Origin of the sequence: Bradyrhizobium sp. SZCCHNR1098 (assembly GCF_032489375.1) — a bacterium.
In the GTDB taxonomy this organism is placed as follows: domain Bacteria; phylum Pseudomonadota; class Alphaproteobacteria; order Rhizobiales; family Xanthobacteraceae; genus Bradyrhizobium.
This window is the reverse complement of the sequence record NZ_JAUEXY010000014.1, coordinates 12556-27182: the sequence shown is the minus strand read 5'-3', so window position 1 is coordinate 27182 and position 14627 is coordinate 12556. Positions and strand designations below refer to the sequence as shown.

The 14627-nt window shown below is 66.5% G+C and carries 11 protein-coding genes; all 11 read right to left on the bottom strand.

The features are described from left to right. Window positions 1-308: 308 nt before the first annotated feature. Complete coding sequence (locus tag QX135_RS25910) at window positions 309-2801, bottom strand: hybrid sensor histidine kinase/response regulator (RefSeq protein ID WP_316180982.1); 2493 nt, start codon at window positions 2799-2801, stop codon at window positions 309-311. A gap of 310 nt (window positions 2802-3111) precedes the next feature. Beyond that, window positions 3112-4620 (bottom strand): glycerol-3-phosphate dehydrogenase, encoded by a 1509-nt coding sequence (locus tag QX135_RS25905; protein ID WP_316180983.1) that lies wholly within the window; start codon window positions 4618-4620, stop codon window positions 3112-3114. Then, entirely contained in the window at window positions 4617-5363 is a 747-nt protein-coding gene (locus tag QX135_RS25900; protein WP_316180984.1) for a class II aldolase/adducin family protein, read from the bottom strand. Before QX135_RS25900 ends, QX135_RS25905 begins: the two co-directional genes overlap by 4 nt. 18 nt (window positions 5364-5381) lie before the next feature. Beyond that, window positions 5382-6422 carry a 2-hydroxyacid dehydrogenase gene (locus tag QX135_RS25895; protein WP_316180985.1) on the bottom strand — a complete coding sequence of 347 codons (1041 nt, stop codon included), beginning with the start codon at window positions 6420-6422 and terminating at the stop codon, window positions 5382-5384. Beyond that, window positions 6415-7995 carry an FGGY-family carbohydrate kinase gene (locus QX135_RS25890; protein WP_316180987.1) on the bottom strand — a complete coding sequence of 527 codons (1581 nt, stop codon included), beginning with the start codon at window positions 7993-7995 and terminating at the stop codon, window positions 6415-6417. The genes QX135_RS25895 and QX135_RS25890 overlap by 8 nt, the downstream gene beginning before the upstream one ends. Window positions 7996-7997: 2 nt before the next feature. After that, window positions 7998-9107 carry an ABC transporter ATP-binding protein gene (locus tag QX135_RS25885; RefSeq protein ID WP_316181016.1) on the bottom strand — a complete coding sequence of 370 codons (1110 nt, stop codon included), beginning with the start codon at window positions 9105-9107 and terminating at the stop codon, window positions 7998-8000. Window positions 9108-9122: 15 nt separating this feature from the next. Then, complete coding sequence (locus QX135_RS25880; RefSeq protein WP_316180989.1) at window positions 9123-10226, bottom strand: ABC transporter ATP-binding protein; 1104 nt, start codon at window positions 10224-10226, stop codon at window positions 9123-9125. A 6-nt stretch (window positions 10227-10232) separates the two neighbouring features. After that, complete coding sequence (locus tag QX135_RS25875; protein ID WP_316180991.1) at window positions 10233-11090, bottom strand: carbohydrate ABC transporter permease; 858 nt, start codon at window positions 11088-11090, stop codon at window positions 10233-10235. Window positions 11091-11102: 12 nt separating this feature from the next. Further along, on the bottom strand, window positions 11103-12029 hold the full coding sequence (locus QX135_RS25870) for a sugar ABC transporter permease (protein ID WP_315754436.1): 927 nt from the start codon (window positions 12027-12029) through the stop codon (window positions 11103-11105). Window positions 12030-12134: 105 nt separating this feature from the next. Beyond that, the gene (locus QX135_RS25865) at window positions 12135-13574 is read right to left on the bottom strand and encodes an extracellular solute-binding protein (RefSeq protein ID WP_315741296.1); all 1440 of its coding nucleotides are present in this window, start codon (window positions 13572-13574) and stop codon (window positions 12135-12137) included. A gap of 38 nt (window positions 13575-13612) precedes the next feature. Continuing rightward, entirely contained in the window at window positions 13613-14602 is a 990-nt protein-coding gene (locus tag QX135_RS25860; protein ID WP_315741306.1) for a sugar-binding transcriptional regulator, read from the bottom strand. Window positions 14603-14627 lie beyond the last annotated feature (25 nt).

Here is a 14627-nt window from a genome sequence, read left to right as displayed (position 1 = left end):
CGCGTTGCGCGGGTGACGGGGGCAAGACAGCCGGTCCCCGGGGAGAGGACGTATAAGCCGCCCAACCATCGCGCGGGGAATGCCGGGATGTCTCGGCTGAACCTGTGGTTCCTGCCGCCAGCATTTTTTCCGCTGGCGGGCCATGGGTGCGGCCAGCGCCCGGCATTCCCTGCGCCCTCGTTGTCGAGAGGGCGAAACCACCGGCACAGCTCGGACGCATCACGCGCCGCGAGGCGGAGACGGCTCGCCCGGACGGCGCTGTGGATCGGGGCAAACGAGGGATCGCTCACCGCATGATCGCTGCGGACTCACGTCGCTGTCCTGCCGGACAAGGCCGACACGATCGCCTCCGACAATTGGCTCAGCCGGAACGGCTTGGCGAGAAGCCTGGTCGTCGCCCGGAATTCCTCCGGCACCAGCGAGGGGTCGGCGAAGCCGGACATGAAGACGATGGGCAGATCGGGCCATCTGCGGCGCACCTCGCGCGCCAGGTCGATGCCGGTCAGGGCATCCGGCAGGAGAATGTCGGTCAGCAGCAGCGCGACCGGGTCCGGCCGCTCCAGCTCGGCAATCGCCGCGGCCACGTTGGTGACGACGACCAGGCTGTAGCCCATCGATGTCAGCATGGTCGATGCCATCGCGCCCACCAGCGGATTGTCCTCCACGACCAGGATCCGTTCGCCAGTCTGCGGCCGCGCCAGCCGCGCCGCGCCGGCGCGCGCGCGACCGGTGACGCCCGGCCCCGCGCTCGGCAGATACAGCGTGACGCACGTGCCCTCCGCCACCCGGCTGTCGATCAGCACCGTGCCTCCCGATTGCCGCGCAAAGCCATAGACCATGCTGAGGCCGAGGCCGCTGCCCTTGCCGAACTCCTTGGTGGTGAAGAACGGCTCGAAGGCGCGGCGCGCGATCTCGGGCGGCATGCCGGCCCCCATGTCCGACACCGCGATCGTCACGTAGTCCCCGGGCATGATGCGCTCGTCGCCGTCATCGAGCGGCTGGTCGAGCACGGCATTCGTCGTCGTGATCGTCAGTCGACCGCCGCCATCCATCGCATCGCGCGCGTTGAGCGCCAGGTTGAGCAGCGCGTTCTGCAATTGCGTCGGGTCGATCAGGCAGTGCCACAGCATCGGATCCTGCGCCAATTCGATCTCGATGTTCTCGCCGAGCGTCCGCTGCAGGATCGTCGTCATCCCGCTGACCAACTGATTTACGTCGGTGATCTGCGGCTGCAGCGCTTGCTTGCGGGCGAAGGCCAGCAGCCGCCGGTTGAGATCGGCGACCCGCTCCGCCGCCTCGATCGCCCGCTCGACCATGCTGCGGCAGGAGACATCGGCGGGCGGCAAGGCGTCGAGCAGCAGATCCAGATTGCCGAGCGTCGCCGCCAGCATGTTGTTGGAATCGTGCGCGATGCCGCCGGCCAGCTGGCCGACGGCCTCCATCTTCTGGGCCTGGCGCAATTCGTCCTCGATGCGCTTGCGCTCGGTGATGTCGACCGACAGCACGAAATAGCCGCGCACCGTGCCATCCTGGCTGCGATCCGGCACCCGAATGGTCTGGCACCAGCGTTCACGGCCGTCGGGAAACGCGATCTTCTCCTCGCCGCCCGCGGTGCGGCCGGCCAGCGCGGCCTCGATCTTCGGCCTCACCTCGCCACGTCGCGCGGGATCGATGTAGTCGTCGATCCTGCGGCTGCGGCCGGCTCCGGTGGGCGGCTGCGCGTACCATTCGCGTGCGACACGATTGGCGTAGCGGATGTCGCCGTCGGCGCCGACCTGGACGATCAACGCGGGCACGTTCTCCGTGACCAGCAGATGCTGCTCGAAATTGTCGCGCAGCGCCTGCTCGGATGCCGCGCGCAGCCGCCATTGCCGCGCCAGGACGAGGCCGAATCCCGAGATCAGCAGATTGAGCCCGGCGGCGATGGCGCTGTAGTACAGCGCGTTGTGTTTCCAGCCGGCCAGATACTCGACCGGATCGCGCGCCACGGTCACCACCAGCGGCAGGCCGGCGACGCGTCGATAGCTGATGCTCCGCGACGTGCCGTCCGTCATGCCGCTGCCCTCGAAGCTGCCGTGAGGCGCCTGCGGGAGATATTGGCTGAACAGACGATTGGACCGAACGTTGCGGCCGGCAAAATCGTCGGCGTGCGGCGAGCGCAGCAGGATCGTGCCATCGTCTCGATAGAGCGTCACCGTTCCGCGCTGCCCGACGTTCAGCGACAGAAAGAACTGCCGCAGATTCTCGTAGTCGACGGCCACGACGATCACGCCGGCGAAACGTCCGCCCGGCATCATCAAGGCGCGGCTCACCGCGATGAACAGACCCTTGTTCACACGCGAGGCCACCGGCACGTCGATGAACAGGCCGCGGCCGGGGTCATCGCGCTGGACCTTGTAATAGGCCCGATCGGCGAAATTGTTCTCGCGGCCGGGAACTCCGTTGCCGGCGCTGTCGCCGAGCAGGTTGCCGTCCGCATCAATCACGACGATGCCGCCCGCGGCTGGATACGGCGCCACCCTGCGCTTCAGCTCGTCGATCAGGGCCGGATTGCCGGCGGTGAGCAGCGATGGGTCCTGCTTGAGACTGTCGATCGTCGTGTTCAAGAGCACGTCGACGCCCTGGATGTTGCGCAACATGTATTCTTCGAGCGCGCGGGCAAGATCGCCGTTGGCGGCCTCGGTGGCCCGATAGGTCTCCCGATAGTTGACGGAAAGCATGTGCGCCACGAAGGCATCACACAGCAGAGCCAGCACGAGGCCGCTCAGCACGATGATCCAGGGGGTCCAGCGCCGATCCATCCAGGATCCGGACGCGGCCCTGGTCCAGGCGTCGACAATGCCTGCCTGCCGCGGACCGCGCCGATGGTCGGCTCTCGCTTTGATCTGGTCCCGCATGGCGTCGAATTCAGGAGGTCGTCGGGCGGTTTGATTGTGAAGCGATCGGCGCGTCAAGCATCGGCGAAAGGTCCGGATTGTGCCGAATTCCGCGTCTCCAGGCGCGTCGCGATCCATATCGCGGGCGCTCGATAGCACGGTTTGCCGGGGCGTGTCATCGGCACCCGCCAAGCGCTGCGGCGGTCGCGGAAGGGCTCGAGGCGTCAAGACGCGGTCAGAGCTGATGCTCGAACGCCTCGCGCTCGGCACGGCTCAGATGCAGGCCGTGCTTGGTGCGCCGGTCGAGGACGTCGGCGGCCGTGACGGCCCACTCCTGCTCGCGCAGAAAAACGAGCTCGCGCTCATAAAAGGAGGAACCGAAATGGCGGCCGAGATCGCCGACGTTGCGGGATGCTCCGAGCAGGTCGCGCGCCCGGGTGCCGTAGAGCCGCGCACAATGTGCCAGCACCGCCGGCGGCAATCCCGGATACTCGCCGGCGAGATCAGCAAGGAACTGATCGAACGGCGCACCGAGATCGCCGCCCGGAAGGCGCGCGCCCGCCGTCCATGCCGACGCCAGCTGCGGAAACCATGGCGCGAGGCGCTCCATCGCTTGTTCGGCAAGCCGGCGAAACGTCGTGATCTTGCCGCCGAAGATCGACAGCAGCGGCGGCTGCCCGGGTGCACCATGTACCTCGAACGCGTAGTCGCGCGTCACCGCCGACGGATTGTCGGCGTTGTCGTCATAGAGCGGCCGCACCCCCGAGAAGGCGTGAATGATATCCCCCTTGCCGGGCGCAGCCCGGAAATAGCGGTCGAGCACGGCGAGCAGATAGTCGACTTCGGCACAGTCGATCGCAACGTCTTCCGCGCGGCCGTCATGCACGATGTCAGTGGTCCCGATCAGCGCCAGATCGGTCTCATAAGGATTGACGAAAATGACGCGGCGATCTGTGTTCTGCAGCAGATAGGCCTGCGATCCGCTCCAGAATTTTGGCACCACGAGATGGCTGCCTTTCACGAGCCGCACATTGTGCGCCGAGTTGAGCCCGGCGACGCCCTGCACCACGTCCTGCACCCAGGGACCTGCGGCGTTGACCAGCGCCCGCGCGCTGACGGTCTGCAGCTCGCCGCTCTCGGAGCACATCTCCAGCCGCCAGACGCCATTCTCTCGCCGTGCGCTCACGGCGCGGGTGCGCGGCAGGATCGTCGCGCCCTTGCGTGCGGCATCGACGAGATTGAGGATCACCAGCCTGGCATCGTCGACCCAGCAGTCCGAATATTCGAAGCCGCGCCGGAATTCGGGGCGCAGCGGCGCGCCCTCCGGCTCATGCGCGAGATCGACGTTGCGGCTCGCTGGCAGCTGCTTGCGGCCGCCGAGATGGTCGTAGAGGAACAGCCCGGCGCGCACCAGCCAGGCGGGACGCTGCTCCGGCGAGTGCGGCAGCACGAAGCGCATCGGCCAGATGATGTGCGGCGCCGAGGCCAGCAGCACCTCGCGCTCGATCAGGGCCTCGCGCACCAGGCGGAATTCGTAGTACTCCAGATAGCGCAAGCCGCCATGAATCAGCTTGCCCGATCGCGACGAGGTGCCCTCGGCGAAATCGTCCTTCTCGCACAACAGCACCTTCAGGCCGCGGCCGGCGGCATCACGGGCGATACCAGCGCCATTGATGCCGCCGCCGATCACGGCGAGGTCCAACAGACCGTGATCGGTTCCGCTGCGTGAGACCGTCGCATTCATCGCTTGCTGCTGCGCTTCTTCTCTGGCTTGCCGCGCGCGGCGGCGCGCGCCTTTGCCGTCGCCTTGGCCGGCTTCGCCGCTTTCGCCTTCGGCTCCTGCAGCCCGTAGGTCGAAAACCCCTGCGACGTCTCGGCGATCTCGGCGTCGCCCAGGATGTGCGGCTGGCCGAGCGCGAGCGACAGATAATATTGCCGGGCGATGGTCTCGAGCTCGACCGCGAGCCACATCGCCTTCTCGAGACTGGCACCAACCGCGATCATGCCGTGATTGGCCAGCAGGCAGCCGTTGCGGCCTTCCAGCGCCTCCAGCGCGAGTTCGGACAATTCGGCCGTGCCGAAACGCGCATAGCCGGCGCAGCGGATTTCGGTGCCGCCGAACGCCGCCATCATGTAGTGACACGCCGGTATCGGCTTGCGCGCGATGGCGAGCACGGTGGCATAGGTGGAATGCGTGTGAACGACGCCGCCGACATCCGGACGGCCGCGCATGATGTCGAGATGAAAGCGCCATTCCGTCGAGGGCTTCAACGGCCCCTCCCAGGAACCGTAGTCCCCCTCGAGCGGCATCGAGGCGATCATCTCCGGCTTCATCGAGTCGTAAGGTGTCGCCGACGGCGTGATCAGCATGCGGTCCTTGTAGCGGGCGGAGATGTTGCCCGAGGTGCCTTGGTTCAAGCCCGACGCATTCATCCATCGGCATTTGGCGATGATGTTCTCGCGGATCAGCCGTTCCTCGCGATTCATGTCGAAAACCTTTCGTCGTCAGCAGGGATTGAGCGGCGGCTCGCCGGCGAGATAGCGGCGAACCTCTTCGGCCGCCTGGTCGGCGGCAAAGGTGACGGTGCGCACGGACGCGCCGGCGATGTGCGGCGTCAGCGTGACGTTGGGAAGCTGCAACAGCGGCCAGTCCGGCGGCGCCGGCTCGACGGCGAACGTATCGAGCATCGCACCGGCCAGTCGCTGCGAGCTGAGCGCGTCATGGAGCGCGCGATAGTCGACCAGCGGCCCGCGCGCCGTGTTGATCAGGATCGCGCCGGGCTTGATCCGGGCCAGCGCATCGCGATCGATGAAGCCGGTGGTTTCCGGCGTCACGCGGGCATGCAGGCTGACGACGTCGGCGCGCGCCAAGAGGTCGGCGAGCGCGACGTGCTCGACGCCGTCGTTGCGGTCCTCAGCGCTGAGCTGGACGTAGGGGTCGGTCACCAGGATCTTGCAGCCGAACGCCTTCAAGAGCTTGACCACGCGAGTGCCGATCGCGCCATAGCCGACGATGCCGACCGTCATTTCGCCGAGTTCGCGTCCCGTGCGGTCGGCGCGGTAGAGATCGCCGCGCCATTGCCCGCCCCGCATCGACTCGTGGCCGCTACGGATCAACCGGGTCTCGGCGAGCATCGCGCCGATGGTGAATTCGGCCACCGCGCTCGCGTTGCGGCCGGGCGTGTTGACGACCAACACGCCGTGATCGCGCGCGGCCTGCATGTCGACGTTGACGGGGCCGCCGCGCGACACGGCGATGAATTTCAGGCTCGGCAACCGCTGCAGCATCGCCCGCGAGATCGGAGCCAGATGCGTCACCAGCAGGGACGCCTCGCCGATGAAGTCCGCCAGTTCTTCGGGGTCGCCCATGAACTCCTTCAGCCCGTCGAGCTTGGAGCCGGCATAGCCATGCTCCATCGGCTCGTCCGGCCAGGGCTGCTCGAGCATGCGGATGTCGATGCCATCGCCGCAGACGGCGGTGATGCGCTCGGCGAACACCGACGGCAGCATGAAGCGGTCGCCGATGATGGCGATGGAGCTAGACATGATCGGCACCTGCGCGTTGTGCGGCGAGCTGCTTCCAGACCGGCCGCGCCGCGAGGCGGGCCTCGACATAGACCGGGAACAGCTGCGCATAACGTTCCGCCAGCGCCGCATCCGGCGCTTGCGGCTCATCCAGATACGGTCTCACCCACTCCTCCGCGCAGATCATCATGTCCGAGTAGAGCCCGGTCGCGACCGCGGCGATCATCGCCGCCCCCGACGCGCCGGCCTCCTCGCGACGGCAGACTCGAATCGTGCTGCCGAGTGCCGCGCCAAGAATGGCGCCGAGCGCGCGGCTGCGTGCCGCGCCCCCCGTCAGGCGAATTTCCGTCGGCAGCGGTCCCATCGCCGCGTAGCAGTCGCGTGCGGCGAAGGCCAGTCCCTCCATCACGGCACGCATCAGATCCCAGTAGCCGTGACCGATACGCAGGCCGATCAGTTGCGCAGAAGCTTCATGGGACACGAAGGGGCCGCGTTCGCCGGCGTCGGAAATGAACGGATGATACAGCAGCTCGCCCGATTTCGCCGCAAGCACGCGCTCGTCCAGCCGGCGGATCAGATCGTTGCGCGACCGCGCGATGCCTTCCATGGCGAGCACCCCGCGCGCGACATCGAGCAGCCAGTCGATGTTCAAGGTCGCGGCCATGGTCGACTGCATCTGCGCATAATGGCCCGGCACCGGGAACGGCATCGTATAACCGGTCGCCTCGGCATTCAGCCTGACTGCATCGGCGCCGTTCACCAGCCGCATGTGCATGCCGGTCGAGCCGATGATGGTGCAGCCGACCTCCGGCGTGGGGTCATACAGCCCACCGCCGAGCGCATTGCAGATCACGTCGACATAGCCGAGCGACACGGGCACGCCGTCGGGCAAGCCCGTCTCGGCCGCAGCCGTTGCCGTCAAGCCATGCGTCGTCGCGACACCGTCGACGACATCTGGAAACAGGCGCGCGGCATCGGCGATGCCGATGAGACGCGCGGCATCGCCGTCGAAGCCGCGCTTGCGAAAATCACCGCAGGAGAACGTCGCCTCGGAGGGATCGGTGACCCGCTCGCCGGTCAGCTTGAAGTAGAGCCAGTCCTTGCAGTGGAACGCCGTGCCCGCGCGTCCCAGCAACTCTTCGTCATGGGCCTGCAGCCAGGCCAGTTGCGCCCCCTGCTGGCAGGCGTTGAGCCCCGATCCGGTGCGCTGATAGTGCGCGACATTGCGCTCGCCGCCGCGGAAGGCTTCAACGAAACCTGCCGCACGCGAGTCGAGCCACAGCAGCGCGGGCGCGACGGGATGGCCATCCGCATCGATCAGCCAGGTGCCATCGCCCTGCCCGGTCACAGCGATCGCGGCGACCCGGTGAGCCAGATTCGGCAGCGCGCCGCTGAGGCCGCGCAAGGCCGCAACGGTGTCGGTCCAGGTCCGCTCCATGTCCTGCTCGACTCGGCCGCCCGGCAAGGTGGTGTAGCTGTTGGGAATCGCGAAATCCCCGAGCTGGCGGCCATCCCGCGAAAAGGCCACCGCCTTGATCACCGACGTCCCGGCGTCGATGCCGATGATCACGTCGCGAATCGCTCCGGAGGTCATATTCAACGCGCCTCCGCGTGGCGGACGCAGACTCCGTCGGCGCCGAAAACGTGGAGATGGCGTGACTCCAGCGCGCACGGCACGACGTCGCCCGGCCGCGCCACGACCCTGCTCGACGTCACGGCGACCAGCAGATGACCGGCGCACTCGCCCGCAATGTGCGACTGATCGCCGAGCCACTGGTTGGAGACGACGCGCAGCCGCGTTTCACCGCTGCCGATCGCGATCCGCTGCGGCCGGATGCCGACCTTGATCCGATCGGCCTGCACCAGCGCCTGTTGTCCCGTCACGTCCAACGTCTGCGCGGGAATGTGAAAGGCAACATCGGAGCCCACGGACAGACGGAAGCCGCCTTCCTCCTGTGTCACCGCGGTCTCCATCAGGTTCATCGGCGGCTCACCGATGAAGCTCGCGACGAACTGATTGGCCGGGCGGTTCTTCAGCTCGCGCTCGCTCGCGAACTGCTGCAGCACGCCGTCTTCCATGACAGCGATGCGATCGGCGAGCGCGCTCGCCTCGGTCTGGTCATGGGTGACGAAGATCGCCGTCATGCCACGTCCGGCGAGCAGGCCCTTGATGCGGCCGCGCAGCACGGCGCGGAGCTGCGGCTCCAACTGCCCCATCGGCTCGTCCAGCAGATAGAGGTCGGCGTCGCGCACCAACGCGCGCGCCAGCGAGACGCGCTGCTGCTGCCCGCCGGAAAGCGCGCGCGGATGGCTGTCGAGGATATCCTCGATCTCGACCAGGCGGGCGATGCTATCGACCCGATGCGCGATCTCGGCGCGCGACAGCTGCTGCGCCTTCAGCGCGAAGCCGATGTTCTCGCGCACCGTGAGCGGCGGATACAGCGAATAGCCTTCGAACGCCATCGCCACCTTGCGCTTCGCCGGCGCCAGATCATGGATCGGCCGCTGCGCCAGCGCGATCGAACCCGAGCTGACGCTCTCGAACCCGGCGATCATGCGCAAAGTCGAGGTCTTGCCGCAGCCGGAAGAGCCGAGCAGCGCAACGATCTCGCCTGCTTTCACCTCCATATCGAGCGCGCGCACGGCATGGACCGGCGGCTTGCCCCGGCTGTGATAGACTTTGTCGACGTTGCGGATTTCGAGCATGCCCATGTCAGGTCCTCACGCCGCCTGCCGCCGCGGCGAGAGGCCAATGCGGTCTCCCGTCGCGTGGTCGAACAACAGCGCCGCATCGGGCGCGAACCGCACGAACACGTCCTCGTCCGCATCTGCCTCCAGCGCCTCCGGCGCCAGCGCAGCCAGCCACTCGGATCCGTCGGCGAAGCGCAGCAGCACCACGGCGCGCTCGTGGATCGGCGTGACCGCGACGATCCGCGCCGGGATCGCACCCTCGCCGCCATCACGCGTCACCACGACATCGTCCGGCCGGACGCCAAGCCAGCAGCGCTCGCGCATATTGGTCGGCAAACCGTCCGCATCGAGCCGGATCAGCGCCCCGGCGACAGATGCGGTCAGTCGGCCCTGCTCCGCCACCGGCGTGACCTCGGCAAGATTGATGCTGGGATCGCCGAACAGCCGCGCCACCGCGACCGAGGCGGGCCGCGCGTAGATTTCCTCTGGACACGCCACCTGCATCAGACGGCCATTGATCAGCACCGCGATCCGATCGGCGATTGCCATCGCCTCGCGATAGTCCTGCGTGACATAGAGCACCGCCGCCGAGCTGCGGCGCAGCAGGCTCGGCAGCTCGAGGCGCATCTCGTAACGCAGCTTGGCATCGACATTGCGCAGGGGATCGTCGAGCAGCAGCACCTCGGGGCTGCCGATCAGCGCGCGCGCCAGCGCGGTGCGCTGCTTCTGGCCGTTGGACAGTTCACGAGGCTTGTGGCCGAGCACGTGCTCGATCTTCAACAGCCGGCTCATCGCCGTCACTTTCGCGGCGGTGTCGGCCGCCCCCGTCGCGCGCAGGCCGCTGGCGATATTGTCGCGCGCGCTCATATGCGGAAACAGCGCAAAATTCTGGAAGGCCATGCCGATGCCGCGCTGCTCCGGCGGGGCATCGACGATCGAGCGCCCGCCGACCAGGATGTCGCCATCGTCAGGCTCGAACATGCCGGCGATCATGCGCAGCAGCACGGTCTTGCCGCTGCCGGACGGACCGAACACTGCGACGATCTCGCCGGGCTCGACCGTCAGCGACACGCCTTTCGCGCAGCAAGCGGCGCCAAAGGTCTTGTCGACGGCTTTCAGTTCGAGACGCGCCATGTATCCTCAACCCTTGACCGCACCGAGCGACAGTCCTTCGACGAGATAACGCTGCGCGTAGAGCGCCAGCAGCAATGTCGGCGTAACCGACAGCACGATCGCGGCGGCGATCTGGCCGTACTGGATGCCGGACGCCGTCACGAAGGCGAGCGCGCCCACCGTCACCGGCTGCTTGTCGGCCGAGGCCAGGATCAGCGCGAAGACGAAATTGTTCCAGCAGAAAATGAAGGACAACAGCCCCGCCGCTGCGATCCCCGGCCCTGCCAGCGGCACCGCGATGCGTGTGAACGCCTCGCGCCAGGAGTGGCCGGCGAGCCGGTAGGCATGCTCGATATCCGGGCTGATGTCCTCGAAATAGCCGCGCACGATCCACAGGATCAACGGCAGCGCGATCAGCTGGTAGACCCAGACGATGCCGAAATACGTGTCGTTCAGGCCGAGTTGCTGGTAGTACAGCGACAGCGGCAGCAGCACCAGCAGCGGGGGCGCAAAGCGGAACGAGAGAAGCGTGAACGCAATGGTCTCGCCGAGCCTGAACTTGAAGCGCGCGAACGCATAGGCCGCGGGCACGCCGAGCAGCAAGGCCAGGATCACCGAGGCGCTCGACAGCACGAAGCTGTTCATCAGGTTGCGCATGAACGAGATCTGCAGATTGCCGGCCGCGGTGCGGAGCTGGCCCGAGATCAGCGCCTCGTAATTGGCGAATGTCGGCTCGAACAAGATGCGCGGCGGGATCCGCAGGACCTGCTCGTTGGTCTGGAACGACATCAGGAGGATCCAGACAATCGGAAACATGAAGAACACGAGCACCAGCGCGAGCGCAATGCCGCGAAAGATGCGTCCAGCCAGGCTGGAGTGATCCATGACGTCCCTCTCTCAGGCGTGACCGTGGGCGCGTGCGCGCAGCCGCAGCCAGTTCTTGATGAAGATGTTCGACAGGACGTTGGTGATCAGCCACAGGATCATCAGCAGCGCCGCCGAGCGTCCGACATTGGTGTACTGGAAGAACTCGAGATAGGCCTGGACCTGGAACACCATCAGCCGGTCGCCGGGGCCGCCTTGCGTCATCGCATAGACGATGTCGAACTGCTGGATCGAATCGAGCAGACGGAACAGCGATGCGGTGATGATGTAGGGTGCGAGCATCGGCAAGGTGATGCGGAAGAACACGAAACTCGCCGGCACACCGTCGAGTGCGGCCGCCTCGAACGGCTGACGCGGCAGCGAGCGCAGACCGGCCAAGAGCAGGATCATGATGAAGGGCGTGTAGACCCAGACGTCGACCAGGACGACCGTGAACAGCGCGGTCGACGGATCGGAGGCCCATTTGAAGTCATGCGCGCCGAACAGGCCGACCAGATAGGACAGGATGCCGAAGCTCGGATTGGTCATCAGCTTCCACATCAAGGCGGCGATCGCCGGCGCCGTCATCAGCGGCAGCAGCAGCACGATCGAGACCGCGTTGTGGAAGCGCGTCGGCCGCCGCAGCAGCAGCGCGATGCCCAGGCCGAGCAGCAGCTCGGCGACGACTGTTACCGCGGTGTAGACGAGCGAGATCCGCAGCGTGTTCCAGAACGCCGGATCGGACAGGAAATCGATGTAGTTGTCGATGCCGATGAAGCCGCGCAGATATGGCAGATTGAGCCGGTAGCGCTGCAGAGAATAGACGGCCGCGGTGACGAACGGCACCAGGATGGCGATGCAGACCAGCAGGGCCGGCAGGCTCAACAGGTATGGCAGCAATCGCCCGCGCCAGCGTTTCGTGCGGCGCGGCACTGCTTGGGTCTCGATAAGTTCAGCCATGCTCATGACAAGCGTGATCGCATCAGCGCGGGGATAGGCCGGTCCGGACGCCCGTGGGGGAGCGGCCGGACCGGCGGGTGGTCATGGAACGAGCGTCGCCCGGCCTCAGCCAAGGCCGGCCTGCTTCAACTGACGGTTGATGCTCTCGGCAAGCTTGTCGAGGCCCTCGTCGACGCTGATCTCCTTGGCCACCATCTTCTGCAGCGAGGCCGCCCACTCCGTCGTGAGATCGAAGAACAGCGGCTGCGCTGTGAAGTAGATCTTCGCACCGGGCGCCGAGAGGTCATGCTGCTCAAGATAGCCAGGATAGGACTTGGCGATCCGATCGCGGAACTCGCTGTCCTTCCACACCGAGGTGCGGACTGGATTGACGAAGTCCATCTTGCGGGCGCCGAACAGGTCGTGCTCGACGGAAGCCGCCCACTGCATGAAGGTCCACGCCGCATCCTTCTGCTTGGAGAAGCTCGACATCGCCAGCGACCAGATCCAGACGTTCGGCGTCGGCGCCTTGGCGGCCGGATTGGCCGCGAATGGCGCGTAGCCGAGATTGCCACGCTCCTTGTTCTCGCCGCCGTTCATGAAGTAGCCGAGAATGTCGGCGTCGAAGATCATGCCGGAAGCGCCGGCGCCGAGATCGGTGCCGACCTGGTACCAGGTGTAGGTCGACCAGTTCTTCGGACCCGAGCCCTGGATCATCTTGACCCACTTCTCGTGGAAATCCTTCGACGCCTTGGTGTTCATCGCGGCCTTGAGCTTGCCGCCCTCCATCACGAAGTCCTTCTGGCCGAAATTCGCGTAGGCCGACAGAAAGCCGGGATGGATGGTGGCCCAGGAGCGCGAGCCGCGCACGCCGACGCCATAGGGACCACCGGCGTCCTTGGTGATCTTGGCGGCGACGTCGAGCATATCGTCGAGGTTCTTCGGCGGCTTGACGCCGACCTTGTCGAAGATGTTGCGGTTATAGGTGATGTTGTTGAGCTCGTAGCCCCACGGGATGCACCATTGCTTGGCCTTGCCCGAGCCGAGCTCGGAGCCGGCCACGCCGTCCCAGGCGGTCGAGGAGCGCAGGCCGGGCAGCACGTCGTCCCAGGCGAACGCCGGATTGGTCTTGGCGGGATCCTTGATGTAGGTGTTGAGGTCCTCGATCCAGCCGGCCGGACCATAGGTCCAGGTCATGTAGGCGCCGGTCATGAAGGCGTCGTATTGATCGGATTTCGACGACAGCGCCGCCGTCACCTTGTCGAAATAGACGTCCTCCGGGAAGATGTCGTAGCTGACGTTCATGCCGGTCAGGCTCTTGAACGCCTCGATGTCGCCGATCATCGCATCGACATAGGGATGCTTGTTGAGGAGCAGCTTGACGGTCTTGCCGCTATGGGCCTTCCAGTTGAAATCCGCGGCCATCGCCCTCGACATCGCCGAGGCAAAGGCGGCATTGGCGGCGACACCGGCGATGCCGAGCTTGGCAGCGCCGTCGAGCAGATCACGCCGGCTGATGCGCTTGCCGGCATAGGACGCAAAGAGATTCTTCTCACGATCGTACATTCAACCCTCCCTTTGTTTTTTGTAGAGACGTGTTCGCGTTACCTGCCCTTCCGACTCTTGTTCTTGGCGTGGCCGGATGTTTTCTCCGGCTTGTCGGTAGCGAGTGCCTGAGCGGTTACCTCATCGATGATGAGACCGTTCAGGAAGCCGCTGCGCAGCACCGCGCGCAGGGCCGTGATCTTCGCCTCGCCGCCGCCGATGGCGACGATGCGGTGTTTCTTCAGATCGGCAGCGGCCATCGAGGTGGCGCGCGCCGAAAGATCGAGATCGAGCAGCTCGCCCTGGGCGTTGAAGAAATGCCCGAGCAGGTCGGCGCAGGCGCCGGCGCGCTTCAGCTCGACGACCTCGTCCGGCTTGATCATGCCGCTCGACACCAGGAAGCCGTCGGCATGGATCTGGCCGATGCCGACGAACAGCAGCGAGGCGCGCTGCGCCAGCGCGAACACGTCGGCAATGCCGAACTGCTGCATCAGCACGCGGCGGTCCGCGACCGAATTGGCGAACACGGGCACCGGCAGCAGATAGGCTTCGGCACCAGTGCGCTCGGCGAGACGATGGATCACGTCGAACGGGTTGGCGGCGAATTTGCGCGTGAGGCCGCCGAGCAAAGACACGAACTGCACGTCGCGCGCCGGGGTCTGCGGCAGCTGCGCCACCACCGCCGCAAGCGTGCGGCCATGGCCGACACCGATGATCTTGTCGTCGCCGCGCTCCAGCACCTGGCGCAGGAAGCTGGCGCCCTCCAGCGCCAGCGCCTTCAGCGGCAGATCGCCCTCGCCGAGATCCGGCGCGACGCGGCAGAAGGCGAGCCCGTAGCGCTCGGCCAGCGCGTTCTCCAGCGCGACGCATTCGGCGACGGGGCCCTCGACGAAGACGCGGATCATGCCCTCGCGGCTGGCGCGCGCGATCAGGCGATGCGCCTTGGTGCTCTGGATGTTGAGCCGGTCGGCGACCTCCGACTGCGTCAGCCCGGCCGCGAAATACAGCCACGCGGCGCGCGTTGCGAGCGAGGCCTCGCCGTCCACCATGGGCGCCCTGTCGGAAGCTGTCGTC

What these genes read in the sequence shown, in the direction of transcription:
- QX135_RS25910 (WP_316180982.1), bottom strand. Translation starts at nt 2,801, where the DNA reads ATGGATCGGCGCTGGACCCCCTGGATCATCGTGCTGAGCGGCCTCGTG.
- QX135_RS25905 (WP_316180983.1), bottom strand. Translation starts at nt 4,620, where the DNA reads ATGAATGCGACGGTCTCACGCAGCGGAACCGATCACGGTCTGTTGGAC.
- QX135_RS25900 (WP_316180984.1), bottom strand. Translation starts at nt 5,363, where the DNA reads ATGAATCGCGAGGAACGGCTGATCCGCGAGAACATCATCGCCAAATGC.
- QX135_RS25895 (WP_316180985.1), bottom strand. Translation starts at nt 6,422, where the DNA reads ATGTCTAGCTCCATCGCCATCATCGGCGACCGCTTCATGCTGCCGTCG.
- QX135_RS25890 (WP_316180987.1), bottom strand. Translation starts at nt 7,995, where the DNA reads ATGACCTCCGGAGCGATTCGCGACGTGATCATCGGCATCGACGCCGGG.
- QX135_RS25885 (WP_316181016.1), bottom strand. Translation starts at nt 9,107, where the DNA reads ATGCTCGAAATCCGCAACGTCGACAAAGTCTATCACAGCCGGGGCAAG.
- QX135_RS25880 (WP_316180989.1), bottom strand. Translation starts at nt 10,226, where the DNA reads ATGGCGCGTCTCGAACTGAAAGCCGTCGACAAGACCTTTGGCGCCGCT.
- QX135_RS25875 (WP_316180991.1), bottom strand. Translation starts at nt 11,090, where the DNA reads ATGGATCACTCCAGCCTGGCTGGACGCATCTTTCGCGGCATTGCGCTC.
- QX135_RS25870 (WP_315754436.1), bottom strand. Translation starts at nt 12,029, where the DNA reads ATGGCTGAACTTATCGAGACCCAAGCAGTGCCGCGCCGCACGAAACGC.
- QX135_RS25865 (WP_315741296.1), bottom strand. Translation starts at nt 13,574, where the DNA reads ATGTACGATCGTGAGAAGAATCTCTTTGCGTCCTATGCCGGCAAGCGC.
- QX135_RS25860 (WP_315741306.1), bottom strand. Translation starts at nt 14,602, where the DNA reads ATGGTGGACGGCGAGGCCTCGCTCGCAACGCGCGCCGCGTGGCTGTAT.